This window comes from Glaciecola sp. XM2 (genome assembly GCF_018595715.1).
In the GTDB taxonomy this organism is placed as follows: domain Bacteria; phylum Pseudomonadota; class Gammaproteobacteria; order Enterobacterales; family Alteromonadaceae; genus Glaciecola.
Genome location: NZ_JAHEOJ010000025.1, coordinates 91,923 through 117,719 on the forward strand (window position 1 = coordinate 91,923; position 25,797 = coordinate 117,719).

Sequence of the window (25,797 nt, forward strand, 5' to 3'; positions counted from 1 at the left end):
TTTACTCCACGTATAACCAATCGGCCATGGTCGAGCGGCTCTGCTCTAACTGCTGCTTCCACGTCTCTTTGTCAACAACCGTAGGCTTAAGAAGGATGATGAGCTCTTTTTTCACTTCCTTCTCGCGCTTGCTCTTAAACAGATTGCCAAGCCCTGGAATATCACCTAAAAACGGGGTTTTACTTTCAATAGTGCTCTTCACGGTTTGCATCAAACCACCGATGACCACCACCTCACCTGACTGGGCTCGGATAATGGTGTCTGATTCGCGGATAGTGCTTTGCGCAAGAGGCAAGACAATCTGCTCTTCATTTAGCGTAATCACCTTTTCTTGTTCTTGTGTTTCAATAACAGAGGGGTGAATATGCAGTAAAATTGAGCCGTTTTTGTCAATTTGCGGCGTAACGTCTAAGGCTATGCCTGAGAAAAAGGGCGTTAGTTCAATATCTGGCACTATTGATGTTGCATTTGCAGTGATGGTGTTTTGGCTAGAGATATCGGTCACGAAGTACTCATCGTCACCCACTTTTATGACCGCTTTTTGGTTGTTCACTGCGGTAACACGGGGGCTAGACAAGACCTGTACATTTCCTTGCGTCTCCAGCAAGTCAACAACGCCGCTAAAATCTTCATTAAGGAACGCTAAGCTCGTTACACCTCCCACGGTCGCACTAATAGAATTACCTAAGGCTGCTGCCGCGGTCGAGAAAGTAACGTCCGTACTACCTACACTTGATGCGATTTGCGTCCAGTTGATACCTTGTTGATATTCATCTGACAACTCCACCTCTAGGATGCGAGCTTCGATGATAACTTGGCGCGTTAAATTCGTTTCTGTGTCTGCCAAGAAACTACGAATCGTTCTTAGCTCGTCAGGATAAGCTCTAACAGTCACCAAGCCCGCTTGCGGTGAAATCAAGATATTACGGCCGTCAATAGCCGTATTGCCAATCATAGAACGCAAGGTTTCTTCGAGGTTTTTCCACAAATTCGTTTCGCTTCGAGTGTTAATGCTCGTGCCATTACTCGGGCCGTTTACACCACCAGCACCTAATTGATTGCCACCGCCTACATTACCACCTAAGTTATTTTGAAATGCGTTATTACCACCCCCCTGGCCATTTCCAGCAGCTTGCGAAACGCCTCCGGAGATGATGCTGGTTTGGGTGTTACCATCACGCTGCATCAATAAGTAGTTTACGGTAAAGGTTTCGGTGCGCATGCCAGCTGGTAACACGCGGTAAATGGTGCCTTTCTTTTCTATATGAAAGCCGTATAGGTCAGACACCAGTGAAAATATTTTGTCTAGTGGTACCTGTTTTAGATCGAGCGATATCGTGCCCATCACTTCAGGGTGCACCGCTACCGAGTAGGGCGTATCTTTCACAAGACCTGAAAAGAAGCTCGCAGCATCAACGTTTCGTGCATTGATATCGTACTTCTCAACCGCAATAAGCTCTGCGCTGCCGCTATCTGGCATGGAGTTCATGAGGGTTTGTGTGACAGCCTCTGGCACGCTTGTGAGGGGCTGATTATTCGCTTCGCTCGTTGCGTCTGCACGTTTAATCTCATTGGCTAGATGCTGCTCAATATCACTTGTAGAGGTTGAGTCACAACCTGCTAGCAAACTTGCAGCAACTGCTATGCTGATACATGACCGTAAGGTGCGCTTATTCATTTTACCACCCTTTTACTTAAACCTGATTCACTTTTCACAGTCAACACAATGTCATTTGCCGATGAGACTGTGTCTGTTAAGGTCACATTGACTGCATCAATATCTGATACCTGCATACCCAAAATTTTGTCACCTTTTTGCACGACTTCACCGTTTACCACAGCGTAGTGTTGCTGCGAACGTTTAAAAATAGCGGTCAACAAAAAGCCCGTATCCTTCTGTTGCAAAGGCGCCAATTGTTGAGCCATTACATTTGGTGGGCGCGTTGGGTCCTGCTGCGCTACTGCGCTTGACTGCATGCATACTAAAAAACAAATGAATATCATGTTATTGAACACCTATGAATGCCTCGCTAGTGCTGAGGGTAAAGACTTCTAATTCGATGGTTGCCATAGGATGCGAATCCACATCGTAGCTAAGGTACTTCCAGTAAAGCTTCCATTTCAGCGTTTCTGCGTCTTCAAAAAACGTCTGAGTAGCAAAGAAATCACCTTGAAAGCGAATACGAATACCTTGACGGAACAATTGTGCTTCTTGCTGACTATTATCAGAGGTAAAAACCGGTACCGGCGCAAGTGACTGCATCTCAAGAAGTGTTAAGCCTTGGGCCTTTTCAAATAGGTTTTCAAGTAATACCGGCATGGCTTTTGGCGAAACCAATTCACCGAGTTCTGCATCGAACGATTGCGCGATAATACCGAGCTGACGCTGCAAGGCATCAATCTGCACCTTTACCTGAGCGTCTGGATCACGTTTGAGCTCCATCATTAATTCGTCGCTTGTCTGTTGCAGAGCACTTAGCTGAGTCTGTTGAGTACTCATTCTGGCTTGGGCTGACTGAATATCTTTATATAAAGGCTCTAAAACCGTTAACGTAAGTACAAAAAGCACTAGCACAGGCACGGCAATAAATATCATGCGTTTTTCACGCATTGCCAAAGCATCAAACCTGATAAAAAGCTCGGTCAGACCAGGCTTGACTGATGCGTCATTAGTTTGCGCCATTCTCGCCTCCCTGAGATACCAACAGCGTTTGTTCGGTGACAACACTGCTTAATTCAAAAGTAAGCTGACCATCTTCTCTCAACACTTTTGCATCATCGAACTCTTGGCCTTTGAAAAACGTCGTCTTACTCAAGTCGTTAATCCACTGAGTAAGCGCTGAAGGTTTAGAGAGACTACCTTTAATGGTTAAGTCAGCTTCATTTACGGTAAACTCTGTGAGCCATAATGAGTTTGAATTAGATGACGCCAGAGCATCAAATAAGGTAGAGAATGATTTTTGCTTTAACTTGGCCATGTCTTTCACTTTGACCAAGAGTTTGTCTTGAGATGAGCGTTCACGTTGCAGATCGTTGAGCCTACCGGCTAACACAGGATCGCCTTGACGCGTCTGCAACGCGCGGGTGAATTCATCAATGTTTCGTTGCTGCATGCGAATAGAAGAATTGAGATTATCGGCCATCAATTGGGTTTGTTGCTGCCAGTAATACAGGCCACTGTAGACGCCACCACAAAGCATAAAGGCCAGCGCCGTTAACACAATTAGATGCGGTGCCGTTATCCATTCAAACTGGGGTCTAAACTCATTATGGTATAGATTAATTCGGGCTTTCATCACTACCCTCCGCAATCAAATTTGTTTCAGACACTTTTGTATATGCAGCGCCTAAACAGCTGAAACTGGCCATTTTAAAGTTAAGATGTTCGCCGCACTCAATCTCTGGCTCAAGCAAATCACAAGGAAGCCCCATGGCCTCTGCAATGCTGTTGCATATATATGCCATATCTGGGGTATCGAGCTTGATAAGAATACGTTTTACTGGGGGTTGCCTCAGCTGGCTTTCAAAAAAGTCCATTGAGCGCTGTATTTGCACGGTAAGTGAATCGGTTATCCCCATATCGAGCTCGGCTTGCGAGAAGCTCGCGATATTCTCAAACCCTTTCATTCTTCTGCTGAAAAAAAGCTGTCCGTCGCGCACTATGTTGAGCACGACGTCTTCACCTTGCTCTTGAACTAAGGTGATCACCGCGTCTTTACTGTTTGGCGTAAGCTCCATCGTGGCAAACTCTTCTACCGAGATGCTTTCTAGTACCAAATCGGCATCGTAGATAGCGCGGGTCAGGGTTTCAATTTCCTTTCTTGCAATGGCAACTACCATGAGTTTATTTTGACCTGAGACTTGTACAGGCATGTTTGCGTAGTCGTATACCATCTCAGTGGCACTGCCAATTGCCTCCTGCATCGGCCATTTTAGGGCAGTTAACAACTCCCCATCGGCAACTTCTGGCCGCTCAACTTGATGCACCTTGTACCAATGCGCTGTGAGCGTAAAGTAGCAAGAAGTACCCTGCAAATTATGTTCTTTTACGTAATCAACAAGTGCACTTGCCCATGACTGATGGGTAAAGCTAGCATCAAGCACCCACTCTAGGCCGGAATCAGTCTTTTTAAGGGCGCAGAGCAACACTTGCTCCGCCGTAAAGGCGATACCAACAGAGAAGTACTCGGGCGACTTCCTGAATTTTTGTTTAAAATACTGCTTCCAACTAATGCGCATAGTTCTCAAATCTAGTAGGGCTTTTTGACGAGAACTTCATCCGTGACCTGTCAAAAAAGCGTCAAACACAAATGTATCTAAAGCCTATTAAGCAAAAACGTTGCCAAGATCTTTAAGGGGCTTTCTATAGGGAGTTATCGGCATCTATAGAGAATCATTGAGCATTGATTTAAACTGCACAATGGAAAGTAAACGCAACAGATCATATTGAGGTTTGTTAATGAAAAGGGAAAGTAAAAATAGATGAATATAGCTGTGTTTGGTTCAGCATTTAACCCGCCAACGAAAGGTCATCAAGACGCTATAAACTTCGTTTTAGAGGACGAGAAAGCATTCGATAAGGTATTGCTAATACCGTCGTTACGGCACGCGTTTTCGAAGCAAATGATAGATTATGCTACCCGAAAAAAGTTAGTGTCGCTGTTCGTAAGTGACATCAATGACCCACGGGTGATAGACCTATTGATTGAGCACAAGGTAAAGCCTAATAGCGAGCAGCCGGTATACACGTATGACCTTCTAGACTTTCTCGAACGAGAAATGTATCCCAATGCAAAGCTTACCTTTGTAATTGGTCCTGATAATAAAGCAAATTGGGATAAATTTTATAAAGCCGATGAAATCACTGAAAGATGGTCTGTTTTATCGGTGCCGGAGCGCCTTCCATTGCGATCTACGATGGCCAGAGAGAATATTAAAAAAAACTTGAGTGTCGATAAGCTTCTCACCAAGCAAGTCGCAGAGCATATAAACGCTCATGACTTGTATAAAGGTACTTAGCCCGCTTTTGCTAAAACGAGTATGGCGTGCACTGACCTATCCCCGAGATTAGTACCAATCCACGGATGAGATTTTTCATACTATGCTGCTTGTTTTGCAAACTCAACAGGCGACATAAAATTCAAAGAAATATGTGGTCGAACATTATTGTAATGCTCTCGCCATAGTTCAATTTCGTAACGTGCTTCGTCTAAAGTTCTAAACCAATGTTGATTCAGACATTAATTCCTAAACTTACCATTTAGGCTCTCAACAAAGGCATTTTGAGTCGGTTTTCTTGGTTGAATAAAACTTAGCTTTACGCCACTTTCTTTACTCCAGAAAAACATTGCCTTGCTGGTATATTCGGTGCCATTGTCACAAACAACCGAATCAGGCTTACCTCTTTGTTCCATAATCTGGTTTAGGCATCTTGCTACCATCGCACTGAAGATTTAGGATTGATTGACGACTTAACTAGCCATGAAGAATTCTACTTTTGGAAACACCGCGCTAACAAACACTTAGTCATTCATGAAATGGCGAGCATATATGAGGAGCCTAATTTTAGAAGGCTATCACCAACCTCAAGTAAAGGCTTGCGTTGGATGGTAAAAAAACTAAACAAACAACGACCTTCAGAAAATCAAATTTCTATTGCCGACTTGATGTACCCATATGATGAGCAAGGAACCCTTTATGAAATGACCGTTGATTAAATATGCAATTTCCAAAATTTCGATAATTAATTACTGAGCCCTAAGCTATGCCGATTTTATTTGGATCAAAGCCAAATATCATCGGAGCGCATGCCGACTTCTATGGACTCTACAATTGCAAAATCCACTCAAAACCAGCTCTCATTCCAAACCAATTCAGCATCGGATCCAAAATGAATTGGCAGGACATTCCAATAGAAATCAGCAAAAAAAGCGCAAGCTGATAGCATCAACGCCCGCTATTTCTTTATCACAAAAATGTTCGATATTAGAGTGATGGTTTTATCACTGCACTAGAAACGCGAGTAGACCGCCTGCCGCTATCACCACAAGCGAAATAACAACCAGTTGCAGCCATTCTTGACGGTCTTCTCCTCGCATTTCAGTGCGATGTCCTCGGCATGCTTTTGGATTCAACTTATATTTCCGTCGTAAAAGATACAACACCACCGGTTGTGCCTGATCTTATATTCTAAAATTGAAAGACCAACTTCCTGCGATAACTGCAATTAATGAGGTACAAGCAACACCTATTATTATGGTCATAAGCGCAATTATCACGAAATTTTTATAGCCAATTATTTTTGAAAATCGCGGTGTGAACTTCAGTGCAAGTGTTTTAACGAAAACAAAAGTAATTAGTACCACGCACATTAATCCTAAAAAACCACTGGTATTACCAACCATATTTTCAATGGCAATCATTGAACTAAACGTTGCATAAAAAATACACTCAGTAATTGACTCAGTGTTTATCTTCAAAGGTTTATTCAAAGGTGTTCCTATACCCATTCCAAACCCCAAGCCTTTTGTATTTAAATATCCGTCGTAAGTTTTCTTTGTCAATAAACCGCAAACGATACTACCAATGACAAAGATGGCCAACTTAGCACCATCTGTTTCAAAAATTATGAAGCAGGCTGCTGAAGCAATGATGAACAAGATAGACGGTAAGAAGAGTCCCACTTGTATTTTGTATTTAGGTGAAATCATATCTAAAAAAGCGACCATAAACTCAATCTCGATACTTTATGAATATGAAAACATTATTCAATATAAACAGTGTCATTCTTTACTTTTTTCACTCTCATTTTTTGAGATCGAAGGCTTTTTTGAATGAACTCTACTGAACCGTTTCCTAAATTCATTGGATTGGGTAGCCCCTCCGTGTTTGTAGTTAAAGAAAATGAAATTCCAATAGCTGTTACAACTGGCTTGATGCCTAATTCCGCCACCAATACTTCTGTTGCTAGTGCTCCTCCAGCTATAGCATTTCCAGCTACTACGGGTGCTGCCATCAAACCTGCTGTAATCGTAAGTGTATCTCTTTGCAGTTGATTAATATCGGACTGTAATTCACTAAAACCCTCTATATCTATTAAAATATCAGATCTCTTGTACGAAACTTCAAATATGGGTACGCCGTCCTCATTCTCTCCTTTATAGCTAGCTCCATCTTGGGTTCCCGTATCTCTTACTGTTTCACAAGCCTCTCTGCCAGAATCAGTTGTATTTGATGAGCATAGGCCTGTAGGGTCAGTAAATTTATACGGGTTGTTATTGGCATAAGCATATCTGTTGAATCCATGTATGCCATTCGCGGTACTTAGATGAGATATTGCATCCACTGGATCATTTGAGTAGAAACGACCTATGACCGGATCATGGTATCGTGCCTGCATATAAACCAAGTCTGATTCATCATCATAAACATGGCCCGTGTAACTATTTTTATTGGACAGTGCTTGAGTATTATCAACTAATCCAAAAGGCGCATAACTATATCGGTATGTTACTTGCCCACTTTCATTTGACTTAGCGACTACCGACCCTAAATGGTCGGTATGCAAGTATGTAACTTCGGCGTTTAGGAAGTTTGAAAAAAGCAGAAGCGAAACTAGTAAGTTTATATGCAGCATGGCCTTTCCTGTTGATTTCATAATTTTACTATCCTTTTCCACCATTCCTTAGCTCTTATTAAATACCCAAATTGGCCGCAGATACCGCCACTCACTGTTGCCTGCACTATTGCTCGCTCTCACCCTTATAAAGAGTTTTGCAAAGTCAGTTCCCGTTGGTTGAGATGTTTTTGGGACATTACTGGTGGTTATAGGGCCTATGTCGTAGTTTAATGTGCCTGAATGTGCACCTGCGTTATAAGTGCTGTAGTGGGTCCACGGTGTGTCTGGATTTCCCGCTGAGCGACCGGTTGTGCCAAAGTCGATTCGATATTCGATGCGTACAGCTGCATTAGGCGCACTCCAACTCATCACATCGCTGGTTTCACTATCTAGGTTTTGAGTCAATCCGATCGTACCTGATTGGCTACTAAAAGTTGAGTATGACGTGCCAGCAATAACAAGCGCAGACACAGGATTTGGTGGCAATATAAAGTTAGATTTATGTTCGGCAATGAGTTTGCTACCAAGATATATTTTGTTGGTCGCTTCATTAGTGACATCGTCCAGTGAAAACAACAATTTTCCATCAAACGAGTACATAAAGTACATTTCTTCACCGGACTTTGTTTTCTTCGCTCGTTTATCATCGCCGGTGTAACGATAAAACGTTGTCTGTCCTGTGCGTGTTGTCGACTCCATTTGTTGCGCTAAATTATAAACAAAGGTCTGTGTGCCGTTGTTTATCACGTTGCCGCGCATATCATGCGAAAACGAGCGAAGTATCGTTCCGGTTGTGTTTTTAATCATTCCATCTTGGTCATAGTTGTGATTGACAGTATGATTTCCCATTTTTATGTATTCGATATTGCTCATATTGTCATAAAGTACATAGCCGGCACCCAAATGGCTATCACTAATAATGGCCAGTCTATCAAGTCCATCATAAGTGAGCGCCAGGTTATTCTGTGCATTCAGATCATTACGCTGGAATGTCATATTACCATTGGCATCGTATTGAAAGTAATGGTCAAAGGCTTTTACACCGCTTCTTATATCATTCATATCTTTAGGAAGCCCGCTAGGATACTGCGTTAAGGTGTGAACCATGCCATTGCCGTAGGTGAAACTCTTAACTTGTCCGTTAGGGTGATATTGTGCGTTCGTTGAATAATTTGCTGTCCGGGTAGGTTGCCCCAATGCATTGGGAGAAAAACCAACCGTCTCTCCTGTTGGATATTCTATCGCGGAGATATCACCTCTTGAGTTGTATTGGTAATCAACTTCAAACAGATGTTGGTCAATGCTTAAGTCTTCCCAATCGACAAGATTTAATGAGTTGTATCCATATCGAGTTACAACACCATCAAACTCTCGTCTTTTCTCTTGGCCATTTCGATTGTATTGGAACGTTTTATTCGGTGTGCTGTCACCGTAATCTATGAGTCGCGTTAATCCGAAATTGTTGTAAAAATAATTAGTACGCTGGCTGCTGCTGATACTGTTGTCGCAGCTCGTTAATGAGCCGCTTACGGATGAGCCTTCTCCCTTCCAGATTAGTTCACCGGCGTTATTAAAGGCAAATGCTTTGTTACCAATATCTGGACGAACGACTTTGCATAGTTCTTGCTCTACATTGTATATGCGATGCTCAGTGATACCACCTTGCGAAATGGACGTTATTTTGTCGAACACATTGTAATAAAGGGTGGTTGACATGCTTTCTGGACTGTTTATGACACGCGGCATTTCTAACGCTGGCGTGCCATAGGCTAAAAATGTCGTTTCAGTCACGTTCCCTTTGTTGTCTGTCATACTTACCCTGTCGCCACTGAGATAAGCATATGTTGTGTTACCTGAAAACGTATTATCGTTTAATAAGGAGAGTCTACTTAATTCATCGTAACTAAAGAACACACCGTGAGGTGTCGATGCGCTATTGTGAAACCGACTCTCATACGCGACGCGATTTTCCGAGTCATAACTGAAGCGTTTAAATCGAATTGTGTTACTGCTTGCGGTATCGCGCTCTCTTATTAACCTCGGGTTTAGTAAGCCATCATAAAACGTTGTTTTTTGGTAGCCGCTTTTGTTTATTGTTTGCTTGAGCATTCCTACATCCGCATACTGTAACGTAGCATCGGACGTATTTGCATATGAATAGGACATTGTTGTTCTTGCAAACTGACTATCACAAGGTGTAATGGATTCTAACCAATCTAGTCCATTGTATGCGTAATTCGTGCAGTTCCCCTCATAATCAGTCTCCCTGAAAATGCGACCCAGACTATCGACACTGTAGTACATGTATTGCGCAGAAGTCGATTCGCTTCTTGGTATCTTGATTGTTCTGGGAACATTTCGATAATAATTAAGGTATTCGATATAGCGCTTAGTGCTACTATTCATCAGGTTTTGATTAAGCTCTACTTTTCGCTTTTCGCCAGTCGAGTGATAGGTCACATATTGTTTTCGCCATGTGCCAAATTCAGATATTCGATAGGGAAGTGCGCGGTTTGCATAGGATGTATTACCTAATGAACTAGAATGATAGTCCACCTGCGACACAATGGTGTAGTTATTGTTGGTCGTGCTGAGTGATTTTCTGGATGGTAATCCTACAAACCAATTTGATTCGTCATTATAATAATCACGTTTTGTAAATCGTTGAGTCGCTGCTGCTATATTTATCTCTTTTGTGATAGTTGGCATGCCAAATTTATCAAATGCGATTGCTTCGGTCTCGTAATTATTGTCAATTGTCACTTTTTTGAGTTCAAGCCTATCTGGGCCATTTGAGTCATGCCATATAAAGTCATTATTTTGATAGTTACGGGAAATAAGCTGATATTCATAATCCATTGTTCTGATCACGTTATTAGACAAGTCCATTATTTCAACTTTGTATAATTTATGGTCTTTAGGATCTGATAAAAAACGGCTTTGAAAAAGACCGCAATGATATTCATAGCGCTCTTTTCTATCTGGATAAGAAACTTCAGTGTAGGCGAAACCATTCGCAGGTATCGGTGAGGATGGGTTAGTGTAGTCACGGGTCACGTTGTAATCTACTGAATATGTCCTTGTTGAATCTGTGTAAGTTCTTTTTGACAATGAATAATCATAGAAGGGCCAGGCTGCCGGATTTCTGCTACATCCGAAAATACGCGCTTCGTATTCATAATCTATTCTACCGCCCCAAGGGTTAATTATACCGGTTAATCCCTTGTTTATATAAAGTCCGCTTGGCGCGGGTGTTCCCCATTCACTGTGAACATATTTCCATACATATGTCTCTTGGTCGTCAGCGATGGACACTCTCCCCAGTATTTCTGTTGATGGGGCCGGCCCAGACCAGTTCATAATCTGCGGATGGTAGGTTACTGTTTTGCCTCCGTAAGTGAAGCCAGTAATATGACTTCCGTTATTTCTCAAAGTAACGGTTGCGCCTGCCTTACTCCGGACGTGTGTCAGCAATAATTGAGTCTTCATCGGATTTCCGAGCAAGTCAGGTCTCGAGTCTTCAATTACTTCTTTGTAATCATATGTAACCCAGTTGCCATGCCGATCCTCAATATCGGTAACACTGAGAACAAGCGTTTGCCAGACATTTTCAAGTACCATGACGTCGACTTCATTATTGTAGCTTCGTCGCGCCATAAACCTAAAATGATATGTTGTTCCCGTAGGTGACTGCAGGACAAATTGTGTATTTACCGGTTGCAGTGCTTGTCCAGATGCATTTTGACTGTTGCTGCGCGACGAAAAAGCTTGGCAGCGCAGTATCCAGTTATTTGCAAAATATATCGCTGTATTAGATGGATAACTAATACCGGCATTGTTTTTGCCAACTGGGTCAAATCCATCAACACCATGGATACTGACTTGCATATTTTTTACTGAAGACATACCGCATGATGTCAGACTAGATTCTCTATATCGCCATACATTCAAATAAATTTTTGGTAATTCTAGATTCCAATCAAATATCTCACTAGGCAAATGATTAGGGCTTAATGGATAAAAGGCAGAGGTTGTAAGTGAGCGACGAATTTGAATATCCGGACCTGCTAGTGGGATATTTAAATCCAACTTTGACCAGCCGATACTGCCAAGTACCGGTGAAATAGATTCTCCAAATTCTCGAACGAAGCTCAAAGATTGCGCATTTTTTATATGTTCCTCATACCCATTTTCCTCCCCAAACTCCTGAGCAGAAAGCCTTAAAGAAAACATCAGAGTGATAATGAAAGTGAAAAAAATTAAGATATTTATGTTTGGTTGATATTTACAAACAGAACTTTTAACGAAAGTGAATTTTTTATGTAGTTTCAAAATGATATTCCGTTAGGACTTAAAAGCTATACTGTTCTAGGTAAAAGAGTATTCAACTAAAGTTGCAATAATATTACAGAAAGAACAAATTTGTTGATGCTGATGCACTACAAATACGTATTTAACATTGCTCTTAAACTAAAAAATTCTTTTGACTATAAGACGGATTAACGCTACTTGGTCCGCCTTGGTTTACTAAGTGTGGGAGCTGCCGGAGCAGGCGATAGCAATCAGGTGCAGAGTTCTGGCAGACTCTCGGGGAATTTCCAAATTACATATGGGATTGGCGTTTTTGACTCTGAAAATGTAGTAGCACCTAAATATCAAACATTTCCAAAGCTATTCAGTAAATAAAAAAGTGGCATGATCAACTCGGTAGACTTGTTTTATCAGATGAGCTGACCATACAATTTTTAATATCTCCATTTTTAATTCATCGCGTTCTAGAAGCTTCTTTATGTCACGGACTTCAACCTAAGCTTACGCATAGGTGATGGTTTCACCCGTTTAGTAATAGTCGATGGCGCAACACTATGGATTTTGCAATTTCTTCTTAACCATTATTTTGACCGACCACCAATTGTGCCTTTTCGAAATACCTATCCCATAAATTAGTACCAATGTCTTAAAGAGGCTTTTCAGTTACATACGCTTTTTGGAATTCTTGTCTAGCATGATCTTGTAAAACCCCTCAAAATTACAATCGCTTCTACAGAGTTTTTAATGTGAGCGTATTGTAATCCCACCTAGTCTTTGGCAAACCGCCATGGTAGCAGTTGCTCGATATGGGTCTTTTTCGCAGCTACTTGCTCTAGCAAGTGCATCATATAATCAAAGGGCATCAGCCCGTTCGAGTTTGCGGTTTCGATAATACTATAAAGTACGGCACTGACGTCAACACCATTGGCGGTATGGCTAAATAACCAATTATTCCTATCACGAAGGGCTTTATTGCTCGCTCAGCGCGGTTATTACCGATATCTAGATCGCCGCCTTTTGTGTAGGTGTTGAGTTCCTCCCATTGAATTAAGCAGTAGGTAATGGCTACGCGTAGCTTTGTTTTTGGCAGCACCCGTTGCCCTGATTTAACGAGCCACGTTTCGAACTGCTTGAGTAAGGGGATGCTTTGCGCTTGTCCTACCTTGTGTATTTCATCCGGCATAGCCTCTTAAAGCTGCCTTTCAATGCGGCAGAGCTTTTGGATATGGTTTAGCGCCCATTCGGCTTTGCCGCTGCTCTTTTTACCTTGACCATAGCAGCAAACCACTGCGAGTTGACCGAGTCATCACAGGCAAGCTCTACACCAGTGAACCAACAGCTTATTGCCGCTACGAGTTTTGGCATTGGTGTTTCAATCTTAACTAACTCTCGGCCTTGCTTTTTATCTCTTTGCTTCCAATCACTTTTTCGAGCGCGGAATGTTTGTAGGTTGATACTTTTGCGCTCACTAAACGCTTTAATGGTTAAGCCGCTATTTTGTTGCTCATCGAAAATGCGTAGCCACTGTTATTTGGTTCGTCGTTTGTTTTGCATAGAGACCTCTATTTGATAGTTGAGGTCTTATGCTGCAGAATTGGACTTAACTTGGAAATATGTGGTTTGCCGGGCGCTTACCCAAAAATTAACAACATTCTTAGTGAAAATAAAATGGGTATATGACAAAAAAGTTAACAAACCTGACGAACTTAAATGTAAACTTTTTAGAAATATTTGTTTTTACTGGGCTAGATTAAAAAAACTTAACAAAAACCAGTCTTTAGTGAAAGTCAGAACGGAATATCATCATCAAAATCAAAGTCAGGCTCTGCCATTTTAGGCGGCTGCTGTGGTTGTTGACCACCTTGTGCAGGCGCGCCACCTTGGTTAGGCGGCATTTTTTGATAGCCTTGGTTGGCGTTATTTTGTTGTGGACGTTGCTGATATCCACCGCCATTGTTTTGGCCGCCTTCCATTCTGCCACCTAGCATTTGTAGTTGGTCAGCAATGACTTCGGTTGTGTACTTGTCGTTACCTTGCTGATCCTGCCATTTACGGGTTTGGAGTTTACCTTCAATGTAGATTTGTGAACCTTTTTTCAGGTATTCACCGGCAATTTCGGCTAATCGACGATACATTGTCACACGGTGCCACTCGGTTTTCTCTTGTTGCTGTCCCTGCTGGTCTTTCCAACTTTCACTCGTGGCTAGGCTCAAATTCGCCACTGCATTGCCATTTGGCATGTAGCGCACTTCAGGATCGTTTCCTAAATTACCCACCAAAATAACTTTATTTACACCTCTAGAGGCCATGTCTATTCCTTATCTTGTACGTATTATCAACAGCTGAAAAATCGCGACTGCAGACGTCATGTTTATGCCGATAGTGTAACGCGTTTTAACCCAATTATGCCAGTCAAACGTGACGGACATTGCGCGCTATCATTCAGGAGATTTTATTTATAAAGACTCACAAAGAAAACTGTACGAAACGTCAGAAAGCCGGGACAAACCTATTGCAAGTTCGCTATGCATCGGCGCCAATGATCCCTTTAGCGTCTTTTAAATTAAAGGTTTTAGCGTCAACTTTTAAATAAAAGGCCATATCAATTGGGTCTGCAATCACATCTTTTACACCAGGTAGCATTCTTAAAGCCTCAAGATGTTGCTCTAAGACACTATCTTGCTCACCAAGCGCGCCAGCTTCACGATTGGGGATACTAAGAGTGACTCGTCTTACTTTCTCTGCCGCGCTTAAGCCTCGCGTAACGAGTGTGCACATAAATATCATAACCAAACACAAGATAAAGGTAGTTTCGACATCAAAGAAGCTATTCATCAGACCCGAACTAATACCGCCTAAAAAGGCGCCAAAAAACTGATGGCTCGCATATATGCCCATGGCACTGCCTTTTTGCCCAGCAGGCGCTAATGAAGATACCAAGGCTGGCATTTTCGCCTCAAGAAAATTAAAACCGCCAAAGAACAAAATACCTGCGACGCATATCAGCCAATAGCTTGGCGTTTGCACGATCAGCAAAAAGAAACCAAGCGCCATCAGCAACAGCGCCAATCGAAAGCTATTTCCTAGAGGTAAGTGCTTACTTAGGTAAATAAAGCCTGCCAATACCCCTACCGATAGCAGCAACACAATTGAGTAAACCTTGTAGTGCTCTGAAAGCGGCATATCTAGTTGAACAAGATACAATGGGATTTGCACAAAAAAACAGGTGATGAGCATGTGCACCACCAGCACCGATACATTTAAACGCCACAGCATACTGTGTTTGAACAAGCCACCAATCTGACTGAGCTTTGGTAAAGCATCTCCGGCAGGCGCGGCTTGCGCATCACGTGTATCAACACCCCACTTAATCAGCGGGAAACATGCCAAGCTAAGCACCGCGGTAAGTAAAAATATGCCCTGCAAACCAATATATGCCGCTAATACCGGCCCTAATAGCAAGGCAATGTAAAAGGAAAAGCCAATAGATACGCCAATGACCGCCATCACTTTTGTGCGCTGAGATTCACGGGTCACATCACTGGCTAACGCCATGATGGCTCCGGCAATGGCACCTGCGCCTTGCAGAATACGCCCCAATGTCAGCATTAGCATCGAATCGGCAAAACCCGCGATAAGGCTCCCCATGCAAAACAAGCTCAGCCCCAGATAAATAACCGACTTGCGACCCCATTTATCCGACAGCACACCAAACGGTATTTGTAATATCGCTTGTGTTAAACCATAGCCACCCACAGCTAAACCAACCAACAAAGGTGAGTAATCTTCAAACTCTAAAGCCGCAACCGCAATCACGGGGATCACCATAAACAGCCCAAGCATACGCAACACGTATACCGACGCTAGACTCGCCGCTGCGCTTAATTCAACTTTATTTAGGGTATTTTGTGACATTCAACCTACGATTCAAATGATGCGTATTGACCTACTTTCAGGACGCGAAGTGTACTTGTTTTAAAGGCGTTTTAGTAGTCTGTCGGACTAAAGGATTGCCCCAGTTGTTGTATGGGTGTGCTGATCTCCTTACATCCTTTTGCGTAACTAAGCCATCACAAAAGCGCAATCTATGCCATAATGGTGAATTCGCTCCAATTTGAGTTAACACAAAGGTCACATGGATAAGATAGAAGTCAGAGGTGCGCGCACGCACAACCTCAAAAATATCAATATTACACTGCCCCGCGACAAACTTGTTGTCATTACGGGTCTATCCGGTTCAGGAAAATCATCATTAGCATTTGATACTTTGTATGCAGAGGGTCAACGCCGCTACGTAGAAAGCTTGTCTGCCTACGCACGGCAGTTTTTGTCGATGATGGAAAAGCCCGATGTTGACCATATCGAAGGTCTATCGCCAGCGATATCTATCGAACAAAAATCCACATCGCACAACCCGCGCTCCACGGTAGGTACGATCACCGAGATTTACGATTATCTGCGTTTGTTGTTTGCCCGCGTTGGCACACCCAAATGTCCCGATCATGACGTAGCGCTTGATGCGCAAACCATCAGTCAAATGGTCGACAAAGTGCTAGAAATGCCTGAAGGCACAAAGTTGATGCTACTCGCACCAGTTGTACAAGAGCGTAAAGGTGAACATGTCAAAACCTTAGAAAGCTTAGCCGCTCAAGGATTTATTAGAGCGCGTATCGATGGCGAGGTGTGCGACCTGTCAGATCCGCCAGAATTAGATTTACGCAAAAAACACACCATCGAAGTGGTCGTTGACCGATTTAAGGTGCGTGAGGATTTGCAACTTCGCTTATCGGAATCGTTTGAGACCGCGCTTAATTTGTCTAGCGGAAACGCCAAAATCGCCTATATGGACGAGCCTGAAAAAGACGAAATTGTTTTTTCAGCTAACTTCGCCTGTCCTCACTGCGGATACAGTATTGCCGAACTAGAGCCACGTATCTTTTCGTTCAACAACCCCGCCGGCGCCTGTCAAACTTGTGATGGTTTAGGGACTAGACAGTTTTTCGACCCGCATCGCGTTGTGGGTAACGACGAATTAAGTTTATCTGGCGGGGCGATACGCGGCTGGGATAAACGCAGCTACTATTATTTTCAAATGTTAATGTCGGTAGCCCAGCATTATGGCTTTGATTTAAGCCAACCGTTTGCCAGCCTTGATGACAAAGCGAAAGATATCGTACTCAATGGCTCAAAGGGGGAATCAGTCAAGTTCAGATACATCAACGAACGCGGCGATGTGATGGAACGCAAGCACCCCTTTGAGGGAATCATTCCGAATATGGAGCGCCGATACAAAGAAACCGAATCAAATACCGTGCGCGAAGAACTCGCCAAGTACATGTCACATCAAAACTGTAGCGCATGTTCAGGCACTCGCTTACGCCTAGAAGCCCGCAATGTTTTTATTGAAGGGACTAACTTACCTAACATCGCAAACCGCTCAATTGCAGAAGCATTGGACTTTTTCGCCAACCTCGACTTAAGCGGTCAAAAAGCAAAAATCGCCGATAAAATTTTAAAAGAAATTAACGACCGACTGCAGTTTTTGGTCAATGTCGGTCTCAATTACCTGTCACTAGAGCGCAGTGCCGACACCCTATCAGGTGGTGAAGCGCAGCGTATTCGCTTGGCAAGTCAAATTGGTGCGGGACTGGTTGGCGTCATGTATGTGCTAGATGAACCTAGTATTGGTCTGCATCAAAGAGATAATGAGCGCTTACTTAACACCCTTCGGCATCTGCGTGATTTGGGTAATACCGTTATTGTTGTAGAGCACGATGAAGACGCCATTCGTGAAGCGGATTACATCGTAGATATTGGCCCGGGAGCTGGTGTTCACGGCGGCGAAATTATCGCGCAGGGTTCATTAGAGGATATTAAAAGCTGTGAAGCGTCTCTTACCGGGCGTTATCTCGCGGGCACAGAATTCATCGAAGTCCCGCAAACCAGAAACCCTACAAAAGGGCGCGAGTGGATTTCGCTAAAAGGCGCAACGGGCAATAATTTACAATCCGTCGACCTGTCTATTCCTATTGGATTAATGACTTGCATAACTGGGGTATCGGGTTCAGGCAAATCGACGCTAATTAACGATACGTTTTATCGCATTGCCCAGCGCGAACTAAATCGCGCGACGGTAAACGAACCAGCCCCACACAAAAGCTGTAGCGGTTTAGAGCATCTAGATAAAGTGGTGGATATTGACCAAAGCCCTATCGGCAGAACGCCTCGTTCAAACCCTGCGACTTACGCAGGCATCTTCACCCCTATTCGCGAAATCTTCGCTGGTACTCAAGAGGCGCGCTCGCGCGGCTACAAACCAGGACGATTTAGCTTCAATGTGAAGGGTGGCCGATGTGAAGCATGCCAAGGCGATGGTTTAATCAAAGTCGAAATGCACTTTTTGCCCGATGTCTATGTGCCTTGCGATGTTTGTCATAGTAAGCGTTACAACCGAGAAACATTGGAAATACGCTTCAAAAACAAAAACATTCATGAAGTGTTAGAAATGACCGTCGAAGACGCTAGGGACTTTTTTGACGCCATCCCAGCGATATCTCGCAAACTGCAAACCCTTATGGATGTGGGCCTTTCTTACATTCGTTTGGGACAATCGGCAACGACCCTCTCAGGCGGTGAAGCACAGCGTGTTAAGCTCGCCAAAGAGCTGTCAAAACGAGACACAGGACAAACCCTATATATTCTCGACGAACCCACCACAGGGCTACACTTTCACGATATTAAACAACTATTGGCAGTCCTTCATCGACTCAGAGATCATGGTAATACCGTAGTGGTGATCGAACACAATTTGGACGTTGTGAAAACCGCTGATTGGGTCGTAGATTTAGGTCCGGAGGGTGGCTCAGGCGGCGGAATGATCGTTGCCGAGGGCACGCCAGAAGACATTTGTGCAGTGAAGGCTTCGCATACGGGGCATTTTTTAGCCCCCATGTTACCCAAACTCAATCAATCATAGGAAATCATATGTTATCTGATACGTTTCCCGTAAGGTTTTATGAAACCGATGCACTGAAACACGTAAGTAATACGGTATTGGTGGGGTGGTTTGAGGCTGCTCGCTTTCCCATCTTTAAGATGTTTACGCCAACGCTAGACCTTGACAATTGGCCACTTATATTAGCCAACTATAACGTAGATTTTTTAGAACAGATCTTCATGTCTAGTGACGTGACCGTTAAGACGGGCATACAACGCATCGGAAAAAGTTCGTTTGTAGTATATCAAGAGTTATGGCAAGACGAACTGCTTAAAGCGAAAGGCACAACCACACTGGTGCACTTTGACTATCAAACAAAGCGCTCAGCGCCTATTCCAGCAGACGTGCGAGCACAGTTAGAAGGGTTAGTCGTCAGTATCTAAAACGCATAAAAAACGCCTGCATAGCAGGCGTTTCAACATGGTAGGCGTGTATCACGCTCTTTTTAAAGCACTAGTATTTAAACTGGCGCATAATCCTACTGAAGTCTTCCGATAACTGCTCAAGCTCATGACTAACATGAGTAAGCTGCTCTGAACTTGATGCGGTATCCTCGGTTCTAGCATTAATGTCATCTACACTTGTACTGATAGATTGAGACACCTTCTTTTGATCGCCGGTAGACTGCGCAATTTGATCGTTCATCAAGGTTATACGACTGATAGTGGCGGTAATCGCGTCGAGGCTTGTGCCGGCTTTGTTCGCTTCATCAACACTCAATGAGGCTTGCTCGGTTCCCTTGCTCATAGCAACTGCAGCAGTTTTTGCAGCACTTTGTAATTGCTCGATGGTCGTTTGAATCTCTTCTGTTGATTTTTGCGTGCGTGATGCCAACGTTCTTACTTCATCAGCTACCACCGCAAAGCCTCTTCCTTGCTCACCTGCACGCGCTGCTTCTATCGCCGCGTTCAATGCCAGTAAGTTTGTTTGCTCTGCAATTCCTTTGATAACGTCTAATACCACACCTACTTGAATAGAGTCTTCTTCTAGCTTCTTGATAAGCACAGCAGTTTCATCAACACGCGAGGCTAAGTTTTGAATGCTGCCTACCGTTTGATTGACCACCTGTTGGCCATCATCTGCCGCGTTTGAGGCTTCTGTAGCCGCCTGCGCAGCTTCGTTAGCACTCACCGCTATGGAATCAACGCTTCCCGTCATTTCATCAACTGCAGCTTTGGCATCTGCCGCTGACATTTGTTGTGCCGCAATAGTTTGGCGAGTATGGTCAGATACATTGTTTAGATTACCAGCTAGTGTGGCCAGCGGCTGGCTTGCATTACCAATGTCTCTTACGACGTTTTGTAATTTCTCAATAAACTGGTTGAACCAATGCACAAGGTCGCCAATTTCGTCTTTATTCGTTGTATGCAGGCGCAATGTCAGGTCGCCATCTTCTTGTGCGATGTCTTTTAGCGAGTTAACCACATTTAGAATACTGCCGCGTAAATTTCTTACGATAGGAAGGGCTACTGCGAGCATAAAGACGCTGGTCACAATACCCATAATAATACCTACGCGACTTAAATTATTAGCCGCAACATTCGAGACCTCAATAGCATCTTCAAATTGGCTCAGTTGTTGTTCGCTAAACTCTGTGAGAGACGCAGTAGCTTCATCAAAAGCACTGTTCATTTGTTGCGTGAGCTGCGCTAAACGAGAAAAATCTGCGGTGTTATTGACCATTGACTCGCTCACGTCGTAAGCCACATCAAAATAAGTGTTAAACCCTTTCAAGATAGACTCAACTTGAGTGGATAACTCATCATTGAGTGCTTGTATGGCACGAAGGTTTTCAACAGTGATATCTGCCTGAGCTTGAGCATTTGCAAGAGATTCTTCATCACCGGTTGTAACCGCGGCGCTTAATGAAGATTTGACGTTTTGCATGTTGACCAGAGCATTGCGAGACGCCAGCAATGCGGGAAACTGTATCTCGCGGGCATTCTCTAACAACTTAACATTGCTGCTCGCGGTCATGGCGGTAAAGCTGACAAAGACCACAAAGCTAACGATTCCCATCGCCGGGATGAGAAAGAGCTTTTGTGCAATTGAAAGTCTTGCTAAAAAACTCGTAATAAAATTCATAAATCACTCACTAATATTGAAGATGCATTGAGCTAATTCTGTGAGCGATATTTACCCTTCAAATGCGCTCACAGTTATGCCCGATAAACGGTAGCCTACCGACGCAATATCTCCAGACCAACCATCAGTTGATAGCTCACCGGTGACCCAAACAGCGTCATATAAGTTATCTATCGGCACGCCTTCAGAAAATATTACATAAACTATTTGATTTGATGGCGGAGGAGGCACGTGGACACACGCTCCAAAATAAGGAACGAGCAAAAACTCGGTAATTAGATCACCGTTTCCTTCTAAAGGAACAACAAAACCAGGGATTTTGACCTTTTCGCCATTGAGCGATTCAACTAACGGTGCATTAGGCTGTGCCTGCGTCATATTTCCGTTATGGTCAATGGGTGGAGGCGGCACAACAAAGCCCTTCGGTACTAAGTCTTCCCAATATAATTCTTTAAACTCAGCAGATATGCCTGGGAAACTAAGTAATGTTGCGCTTAGGGTCAAAAATGCTGCAATAATAGTGGTTTTCAATCTGCCTTCCTTTCCTTTCTGTGTCATGTGCATACGCTAACAGATTCGAATCTGACGTCAAAGCAATAAAAAAGCCCGCTGTGTAAAGCGGGCTCTCGTGCTGAAATAAAAACTGTTTATTATTCTGCGTCTTTTTGATAACGCTGTGCGCTCGATACAATTTCAGCTTTTGCTGCATCGATACCCGCCCAACCGTCAATCTTCACCCATTTGCCTTTTTCTAAATCTTTATAGTGTGAGAAAAAGTGCTCTACCTGATCTTTTATCAGCTGGGGAACATCGTCAACATCTTGAATGTCGTTGTAAGACTGCGACAACTTCGCGACTGGCACAGCGATGACTTTTGCATCTTCGCCCGACTCATCGGTCATGTTGAGCACACCCACTGGACGGCACTTGATGACCGAACCTGCTAGCAATGGATGTGGCGTCATGACCAACACATCTACCGCATCACCGTCGTCAGATAATGTATTGTTCACATAACCATAGTTGAGTGGATACTGCATGCAGGTACCCATGAAACGGTCAACAAATAGGGTGCCAGAATCCTTGTCTACTTCATACTTAACAGGTGACGAAAATGCTGGTATTTCAATAATTACGTTGACTTCATCTGGCAAGTTACTGCCCGCTGGCACGTCGTTTAAGCTCATGTTGCTTCCTATACATTAATTAAAAAAAGAGAGAGAAACTGGTGCGCAAGTATAGTGAATATTCAAATCGCCTTAAAGAGATTTCAATTGTATCCGCAAGTTTTTGCAAGATACGACACCCATTGACCAAGGTTCACACAATATGGCGACAACAGTATCCTTTGAAAAGACCCAAGTAAACGCTTTACGACAAATGTCGTAAAGCGAAATTAGCGATGTGTATTTAATGCAATGGTGCGAAACAAGCGCTTTACGCACATTTTACCAGCAGTGTTGATTACGCTTTATCAGTCGAATAGTAGCTTAAACAATGCTCCACTTCTTCTTTAGAGCCAATCAAGGTGGGAACACGCTGATGAATTTCTGAAGGCATGACTTCCATAATGCGCCCATTACCCGTAGACGCCAAACCACCCGCTTGCTCAATTAAAAATGCCATAGGATTAGCTTCATACAACAAACGAAGTTTACCAGGAATTTTGGGATTACGCTTGTCGAAGGGATACATAAAGATACCGCCGCGACAAAGCACGCGATGAATATCTCCAACCATCGCAGCTACCCAACGCATGTTGTAGTCTTTTTCTCTTGGACCATCAGTCCCTGCGATTAAATCAGCCACATAACGTTGAATAGGCTCTTCCCAATGACGCTGATTAGAAGCATTGATAGCAAATTCACTGGTTTGCTCTGGCACTTTTATGTTCGGTTGCGTTAATAAGAAACCACCGTGAGTCTTATCTAGGGTGTATAAGTGTGTCCCCCTACCTGTCGTCATTGCTAACATCGTTGAAGGGCCATAAAGCACATACCCCGCCGCAACCATTTGCGTACCTGGTTGCAAAAATGCAGAAGGGTCATCTGGCTTCATCCATTGTGGTGCATGGGTGATTGAGAAGATAGTGCCAATTAGGCTGTTGATTTCGGTATTAGAAGAGCCGTCTAGGGGATCAAAACTGACCAAGTAGTTACCCTCTGGATTGCACGGTACAACATCTTCCTCTTCTTCGGATGAAATAGCTTTCACGTAGCCAGATTCACCCAAGGTATCTTTTAAAATTTGATTGGATATAACATCGAGCTTCTTTTGCGTTTCACCCTGAACGTTTTCACTCAACGTAGAGCCTAATACACCCGCTAAATCACCTTGGCTGACACGAAAGGAGATTTCTTTGCACCCGGCCAACAGCGTTCTGATTAGTAGGATGAGTTCTAGCGGCGCGCCGTCCTGTTGCAATTGTGAATTGAGTCGTTTCATGAAAAACCGATTTCCTTGTGTGGTGATGAGGTAAATTGCTGCGATGCAATGGCAAATATACGTGACGCGCAATGCTCGAATACCTTCTATTGTAACCTGCTTCTAAAAATGCTCAACCGTTGTGATTTTTATTTAAGCAATCAGTCTTGAGCAATATCATTTTTAGGCGCGCTCATGCCCTTCCATTATGCGATATAAAAAATCAACTATTCGGCTAGCGAGTCGGTTCTGATACACTACGCGTATTATTTTACGGCAACGCACAATTCATTCATGCATGTACATATTTTAGGGATCTGCGGTACCTTTATGGGCGGGATTGCCGCCATCGCAAAAAGCTTAGGACATACCGTCACCGGTTCGGATCGCAATGTATATCCACCCATGAGCACCCAGCTAGAGCAGCTCGGAATTACGCTTTATGAAGGGTATAGCGCTGAACAATTCACGCCAACGCCCGACATTGTGATCATCGGAAACGCCATGGCACGCGGCAACCCCGCAGTAGAATATGTACTCGATAGGAACTTGCCATACACCAGCGGCCCGCAGTGGTTGCTCGATCACTTATTAAAAGATCGCTGGGTATTAGCCGTTGCCGGCACACATGGCAAAACCACGACTTCGAGCATGTTGACATGGATACTAGAAGACTGCGGCCTGGCACCCGGCTTTTTAATTGGGGGTGTACCTGAAAATTTTGGTATTTCGGCGCGCATTGGCGAATCGCCGTTTTTTGTCATTGAAGCAGATGAGTACGACAGCGCATTTTTCGACAAGCGCTCGAAGTTTGTGCATTACCGCCCACGCACGCTGATTTTAAATAACTTAGAATTTGATCATGCCGATATTTTTGAAAATCTCGATGCTATCAAACGACAGTTTCATCATTTAATCAGAACAGTACCTTCAAACGGCATGATTTTATCACGTGCGGCTGAGGCAAATATGGAAGCGGTGCTCGAGATGGGATGTTGGAGTGAGCAAGAGTTTATCGGCCCGGCAAATAAGTCAACATGGCAGGCACAAGCACTAAAATCAGATTGCAGCCAATTCAATGTTATCCATAAAAAACAGCCTGTTGGCACCGTTAACTGGTCGTTAATTGGTGAGCATAATATGGAAAATGCACTGATGGCCATCGGGGCCGCTCACCATGCAGGCGTGCCGCTAAAAGATGCCATTGATGCCCTCGCGCGCTTTAAAAATGTGAAGCGACGCATGGAGATTAAAGGGCTTGTGAATGGCATAACCCTTTACGATGACTTTGCCCACCACCCCACTGCGATTAAAACAACAATAGATGGCTTGAGACAAAAAGTGGGCAACCAACGCATCATTGCCGTACTTGAGCCGAGATCCAATACCATGCGAATGGGCGTACATAAGAACCAGCTAGCACAGTCTTGGCAAGTTGCGGACGAAGTACACTTGCTTGAGCCAAGTAACCTAGGCTGGTCACTGCAAGAGACCGTGAACAACAGTAAGGTACCCGTGAAAGTGTACCAACAGACTGACGATATCGTTACGTCTCTTGCGGGCAGCTTACAAAGCGGTGATCATGTGCTGATCATGAGCAACGGCGGCTTTGATGCCATCCATACGAAATTATTTGATACGCTAGGAGCGATAAGTGCCTAAATCCATAACGCTGGCCATTACAGGTGCATCCGGCGCCCCATATGCGCTTAAGTTGCTTAAACAGTTAGTAGCCGCCGATTACCATATTTTTTTGCTGATATCCTCAGCAGCAAGAGTTGTATTTGCAACCGAAGAAGGCCTAAAAGTCCCTAGCGGCAGTGACAATGGCGCGACCTTTTTCACGGAGTATGCCAACGCAAAGCCTGAGCAAATTACGGTATGCGGCAAAGAAGAATGGTTTTCACCAGTCGCCTCAGGCTCAGCCGCACCCAAACAAATGATCATATGTCCATGTTCAACCGGCACCTTATCTTCTATCGCTGTGGGCGCATGCGACAACTTAATTGAGCGCGCCGCTGATGTGGTGATAAAAGAACGCGGCCAGCTCATTGTTGTGCCAAGAGAGATGCCGTTCTCAAGCCTACACCTGCAGAACATGCTGACCCTGTCAAATCTAGGGGTGACCATCATGCCCGCCTCCCCTGGCTTTTACCACAACCCAAAAAGTATCGACGATTTGATAGATTTTGTGGTGGCGCGCATATTAGATCATATTGGCGCTGAACAGACTTTAGTGAGCCGTTGGGGTTATGATCAAAAGCCGAACGGTTCGTAAGCTAATAATAGCAATCAGGGGTTTAGCGAGTTTTACTTCAAACGCGCTTCAATTTTCCAACATAAAAGATAGCTCGGTTTCATG

At 43.8% G+C, this 25,797-nt stretch carries 24 protein-coding genes and 2 pseudogenes; 6 read left to right on the top strand and 20 right to left on the bottom strand.

Annotated elements, in window-relative coordinates; all coding sequences use genetic code 11:
• Position 1: 1 nt before the first annotated feature.
• The 5 genes from mshL to KJ365_RS12465 are packed head-to-tail and all read right to left on the bottom strand — an operon-like array spanning position 2 to position 4,239.
• Entirely contained in the window at positions 2-1,678 is a 1,677-nt protein-coding gene (gene mshL / locus KJ365_RS12445) for a pilus (MSHA type) biogenesis protein MshL (RefSeq protein ID WP_214451996.1), read from the bottom strand.
• On the bottom strand, positions 1,675-2,004 hold the full coding sequence (locus KJ365_RS12450; protein WP_214451997.1) for a hypothetical protein: 330 nt from the start codon (positions 2,002-2,004) through the stop codon (positions 1,675-1,677). The genes mshL and KJ365_RS12450 overlap by 4 nt, the downstream gene beginning before the upstream one ends.
• A 1-nt stretch (position 2,005) precedes the next feature.
• A complete protein-coding gene (locus tag KJ365_RS12455; protein ID WP_214451998.1) occupies positions 2,006-2,683 on the bottom strand; it encodes a type II secretion system protein M in 678 nt (225 codons plus the stop codon).
• A complete protein-coding gene (locus tag KJ365_RS12460; protein WP_214451999.1) occupies positions 2,670-3,296 on the bottom strand; it encodes a PilN domain-containing protein in 627 nt (208 codons plus the stop codon). The genes KJ365_RS12455 and KJ365_RS12460 overlap by 14 nt, the downstream gene beginning before the upstream one ends.
• Positions 3,280-4,239 carry a type IV pilus biogenesis protein PilM gene (locus KJ365_RS12465; protein ID WP_214452000.1) on the bottom strand — a complete coding sequence of 320 codons (960 nt, stop codon included), beginning with the start codon at positions 4,237-4,239 and terminating at the stop codon, positions 3,280-3,282. The genes KJ365_RS12460 and KJ365_RS12465 overlap by 17 nt, the downstream gene beginning before the upstream one ends.
• A 243-nt stretch (positions 4,240-4,482) precedes the next feature.
• Between KJ365_RS12465 and KJ365_RS12470 the strand changes: the two genes are divergently transcribed.
• Positions 4,483-5,019: a nicotinate-nicotinamide nucleotide adenylyltransferase gene (locus KJ365_RS12470; protein WP_214452001.1), complete on the top strand. Its 537-nt coding sequence runs from the start codon at positions 4,483-4,485 to the stop codon at positions 5,017-5,019.
• An 80-nt stretch (positions 5,020-5,099) separates the two neighbouring features.
• On the opposite strand, the pseudogene KJ365_RS12475 reads toward KJ365_RS12470, so the two are convergent.
• Positions 5,100-5,438, bottom strand: a pseudogene (locus KJ365_RS12475) (integrase core domain-containing protein); the annotation flags it as partial.
• A 21-nt stretch (positions 5,439-5,459) separates the two neighbouring features.
• On the opposite strand from KJ365_RS12475, the gene KJ365_RS12480 reads away from it, so the two are divergent.
• A complete protein-coding gene (locus tag KJ365_RS12480) occupies positions 5,460-5,717 on the top strand; it encodes a hypothetical protein (RefSeq protein ID WP_214452002.1) in 258 nt (85 codons plus the stop codon).
• 285 nt (positions 5,718-6,002) lie between these two features.
• On the opposite strand, the gene KJ365_RS16955 is transcribed toward KJ365_RS12480, so the two are convergent.
• The 10 genes and pseudogenes from KJ365_RS16955 to KJ365_RS12515 all read right to left on the bottom strand — a co-directional run bounded on the left by KJ365_RS16955 (position 6,003) and on the right by KJ365_RS12515 (position 15,844).
• Positions 6,003-6,134, bottom strand: a complete 132-nt coding sequence (locus tag KJ365_RS16955; RefSeq protein WP_284731285.1) for a hypothetical protein — start codon at positions 6,132-6,134, stop codon at positions 6,003-6,005.
• Between the two features lie 48 nt (positions 6,135-6,182).
• The gene (locus KJ365_RS12485) at positions 6,183-6,728 is read right to left on the bottom strand and encodes a hypothetical protein (RefSeq protein WP_214452003.1); all 546 of its coding nucleotides are present in this window, start codon (positions 6,726-6,728) and stop codon (positions 6,183-6,185) included.
• A gap of 35 nt (positions 6,729-6,763) precedes the next feature.
• On the bottom strand, positions 6,764-7,657 hold the full coding sequence (locus KJ365_RS12490) for an RHS repeat domain-containing protein (RefSeq protein WP_250884209.1): 894 nt from the start codon (positions 7,655-7,657) through the stop codon (positions 6,764-6,766).
• Between the two features lie 27 nt (positions 7,658-7,684).
• The gene (locus KJ365_RS12495) at positions 7,685-11,950 is read right to left on the bottom strand and encodes an RHS repeat domain-containing protein (protein WP_214452004.1); all 4,266 of its coding nucleotides are present in this window, start codon (positions 11,948-11,950) and stop codon (positions 7,685-7,687) included.
• A gap of 746 nt (positions 11,951-12,696) precedes the next feature.
• Positions 12,697-12,792 carry a hypothetical protein gene (locus KJ365_RS12500; RefSeq protein ID WP_214452005.1) on the bottom strand — a complete coding sequence of 32 codons (96 nt, stop codon included), beginning with the start codon at positions 12,790-12,792 and terminating at the stop codon, positions 12,697-12,699.
• Complete coding sequence (locus tag KJ365_RS12505; protein ID WP_214452006.1) at positions 12,792-13,112, bottom strand: IS66 family transposase; 321 nt, start codon at positions 13,110-13,112, stop codon at positions 12,792-12,794. The genes KJ365_RS12500 and KJ365_RS12505 overlap by 1 nt, the downstream gene beginning before the upstream one ends.
• Positions 13,113-13,159: 47 nt before the next feature.
• Positions 13,160-13,294 (bottom strand): hypothetical protein, encoded by a 135-nt coding sequence (locus tag KJ365_RS16960; protein WP_284731286.1) that lies wholly within the window; start codon positions 13,292-13,294, stop codon positions 13,160-13,162.
• Positions 13,295-13,444: pseudogene (locus tag KJ365_RS17100) on the bottom strand (hypothetical protein); the annotation flags it as partial.
• Positions 13,445-13,716: 272 nt separating this feature from the next.
• The gene (ssb, locus tag KJ365_RS12510) at positions 13,717-14,238 is read right to left on the bottom strand and encodes a single-stranded DNA-binding protein (RefSeq protein WP_214452007.1); all 522 of its coding nucleotides are present in this window, start codon (positions 14,236-14,238) and stop codon (positions 13,717-13,719) included.
• A 214-nt stretch (positions 14,239-14,452) separates the two neighbouring features.
• Positions 14,453-15,844, bottom strand: coding sequence for an MFS transporter (locus tag KJ365_RS12515; RefSeq protein WP_214452008.1), 1,392 nt, complete (start codon positions 15,842-15,844; stop codon positions 14,453-14,455).
• Positions 15,845-16,064: 220 nt separating this feature from the next.
• Between KJ365_RS12515 and uvrA the strand changes: the two genes are divergently transcribed.
• Positions 16,065-18,905, top strand: coding sequence for an excinuclease ABC subunit UvrA (uvrA, locus tag KJ365_RS12520; RefSeq protein WP_214452009.1), 2,841 nt, complete (start codon positions 16,065-16,067; stop codon positions 18,903-18,905).
• An 8-nt stretch (positions 18,906-18,913) separates the two neighbouring features.
• Entirely contained in the window at positions 18,914-19,309 is a 396-nt protein-coding gene (locus KJ365_RS12525; protein WP_214452010.1) for an acyl-CoA thioesterase, read from the top strand.
• 70 nt (positions 19,310-19,379) lie between these two features.
• On the opposite strand, the gene KJ365_RS12530 is transcribed toward KJ365_RS12525, so the two are convergent.
• From KJ365_RS12530 to KJ365_RS12545, 4 genes are all read right to left on the bottom strand, one after another.
• Positions 19,380-21,011 carry a methyl-accepting chemotaxis protein gene (locus KJ365_RS12530; protein WP_214452011.1) on the bottom strand — a complete coding sequence of 544 codons (1,632 nt, stop codon included), beginning with the start codon at positions 21,009-21,011 and terminating at the stop codon, positions 19,380-19,382.
• A gap of 51 nt (positions 21,012-21,062) precedes the next feature.
• Entirely contained in the window at positions 21,063-21,515 is a 453-nt protein-coding gene (locus KJ365_RS12535) for a DUF3299 domain-containing protein (RefSeq protein WP_250884228.1), read from the bottom strand.
• Positions 21,516-21,661: 146 nt separating this feature from the next.
• On the bottom strand, positions 21,662-22,198 hold the full coding sequence (gene ppa, locus KJ365_RS12540) for an inorganic diphosphatase (protein WP_214452013.1): 537 nt from the start codon (positions 22,196-22,198) through the stop codon (positions 21,662-21,664).
• A gap of 277 nt (positions 22,199-22,475) precedes the next feature.
• Positions 22,476-23,456, bottom strand: coding sequence for a class 1 fructose-bisphosphatase (locus KJ365_RS12545; RefSeq protein ID WP_214452014.1), 981 nt, complete (start codon positions 23,454-23,456; stop codon positions 22,476-22,478).
• Between the two features lie 273 nt (positions 23,457-23,729).
• Here KJ365_RS12545 and mpl point away from each other — a divergent pair, with 273 nt between their 5' ends.
• Both mpl and KJ365_RS12555 read left to right on the top strand, forming a co-directional pair.
• Positions 23,730-25,097, top strand: a complete 1,368-nt coding sequence (mpl, locus tag KJ365_RS12550) for a UDP-N-acetylmuramate:L-alanyl-gamma-D-glutamyl-meso-diaminopimelate ligase (protein ID WP_214452015.1) — start codon at positions 23,730-23,732, stop codon at positions 25,095-25,097.
• A complete protein-coding gene (locus KJ365_RS12555) occupies positions 25,090-25,713 on the top strand; it encodes a flavin prenyltransferase UbiX (RefSeq protein WP_214452016.1) in 624 nt (207 codons plus the stop codon). Before mpl ends, KJ365_RS12555 begins: the two co-directional genes overlap by 8 nt.
• Positions 25,714-25,797 lie beyond the last annotated feature (84 nt).

Coding starts and splice junctions, on each gene's coding strand:
- mshL (WP_214451996.1), bottom strand. CDS start 1,678: ATGAATAAGCGCACCTTACGGTCATGTATCAGCATAGCAGTTGCTGCA.
- KJ365_RS12450 (WP_214451997.1), bottom strand. CDS start 2,004: ATGATATTCATTTGTTTTTTAGTATGCATGCAGTCAAGCGCAGTAGCG.
- KJ365_RS12455 (WP_214451998.1), bottom strand. CDS start 2,683: ATGGCGCAAACTAATGACGCATCAGTCAAGCCTGGTCTGACCGAGCTT.
- KJ365_RS12460 (WP_214451999.1), bottom strand. CDS start 3,296: ATGAAAGCCCGAATTAATCTATACCATAATGAGTTTAGACCCCAGTTT.
- KJ365_RS12465 (WP_214452000.1), bottom strand. CDS start 4,239: ATGCGCATTAGTTGGAAGCAGTATTTTAAACAAAAATTCAGGAAGTCG.
- KJ365_RS12470 (WP_214452001.1), top strand. CDS start 4,483: ATGAATATAGCTGTGTTTGGTTCAGCATTTAACCCGCCAACGAAAGGT.
- KJ365_RS12485 (WP_214452003.1), bottom strand. CDS start 6,728: ATGGTCGCTTTTTTAGATATGATTTCACCTAAATACAAAATACAAGTG.
- KJ365_RS12490 (WP_250884209.1), bottom strand. CDS start 7,657: ATGAAATCAACAGGAAAGGCCATGCTGCATATAAACTTACTAGTTTCG.
- KJ365_RS12500 (WP_214452005.1), bottom strand. CDS start 12,792: ATGCCCTTTGATTATATGATGCACTTGCTAGAGCAAGTAGCTGCGAAA.
- KJ365_RS12505 (WP_214452006.1), bottom strand. CDS start 13,112: ATGCCGGATGAAATACACAAGGTAGGACAAGCGCAAAGCATCCCCTTA.
- KJ365_RS16960 (WP_284731286.1), bottom strand. CDS start 13,294: ATGCCAAAACTCGTAGCGGCAATAAGCTGTTGGTTCACTGGTGTAGAG.
- ssb (WP_214452007.1), bottom strand. CDS start 14,238: ATGGCCTCTAGAGGTGTAAATAAAGTTATTTTGGTGGGTAATTTAGGA.
- KJ365_RS12515 (WP_214452008.1), bottom strand. CDS start 15,844: ATGTCACAAAATACCCTAAATAAAGTTGAATTAAGCGCAGCGGCGAGT.
- uvrA (WP_214452009.1), top strand. CDS start 16,065: ATGGATAAGATAGAAGTCAGAGGTGCGCGCACGCACAACCTCAAAAAT.
- KJ365_RS12525 (WP_214452010.1), top strand. CDS start 18,914: ATGTTATCTGATACGTTTCCCGTAAGGTTTTATGAAACCGATGCACTG.
- KJ365_RS12530 (WP_214452011.1), bottom strand. CDS start 21,011: ATGAATTTTATTACGAGTTTTTTAGCAAGACTTTCAATTGCACAAAAG.
- ppa (WP_214452013.1), bottom strand. CDS start 22,198: ATGAGCTTAAACGACGTGCCAGCGGGCAGTAACTTGCCAGATGAAGTC.
- KJ365_RS12545 (WP_214452014.1), bottom strand. CDS start 23,456: ATGAAACGACTCAATTCACAATTGCAACAGGACGGCGCGCCGCTAGAA.
- mpl (WP_214452015.1), top strand. CDS start 23,730: ATGCATGTACATATTTTAGGGATCTGCGGTACCTTTATGGGCGGGATT.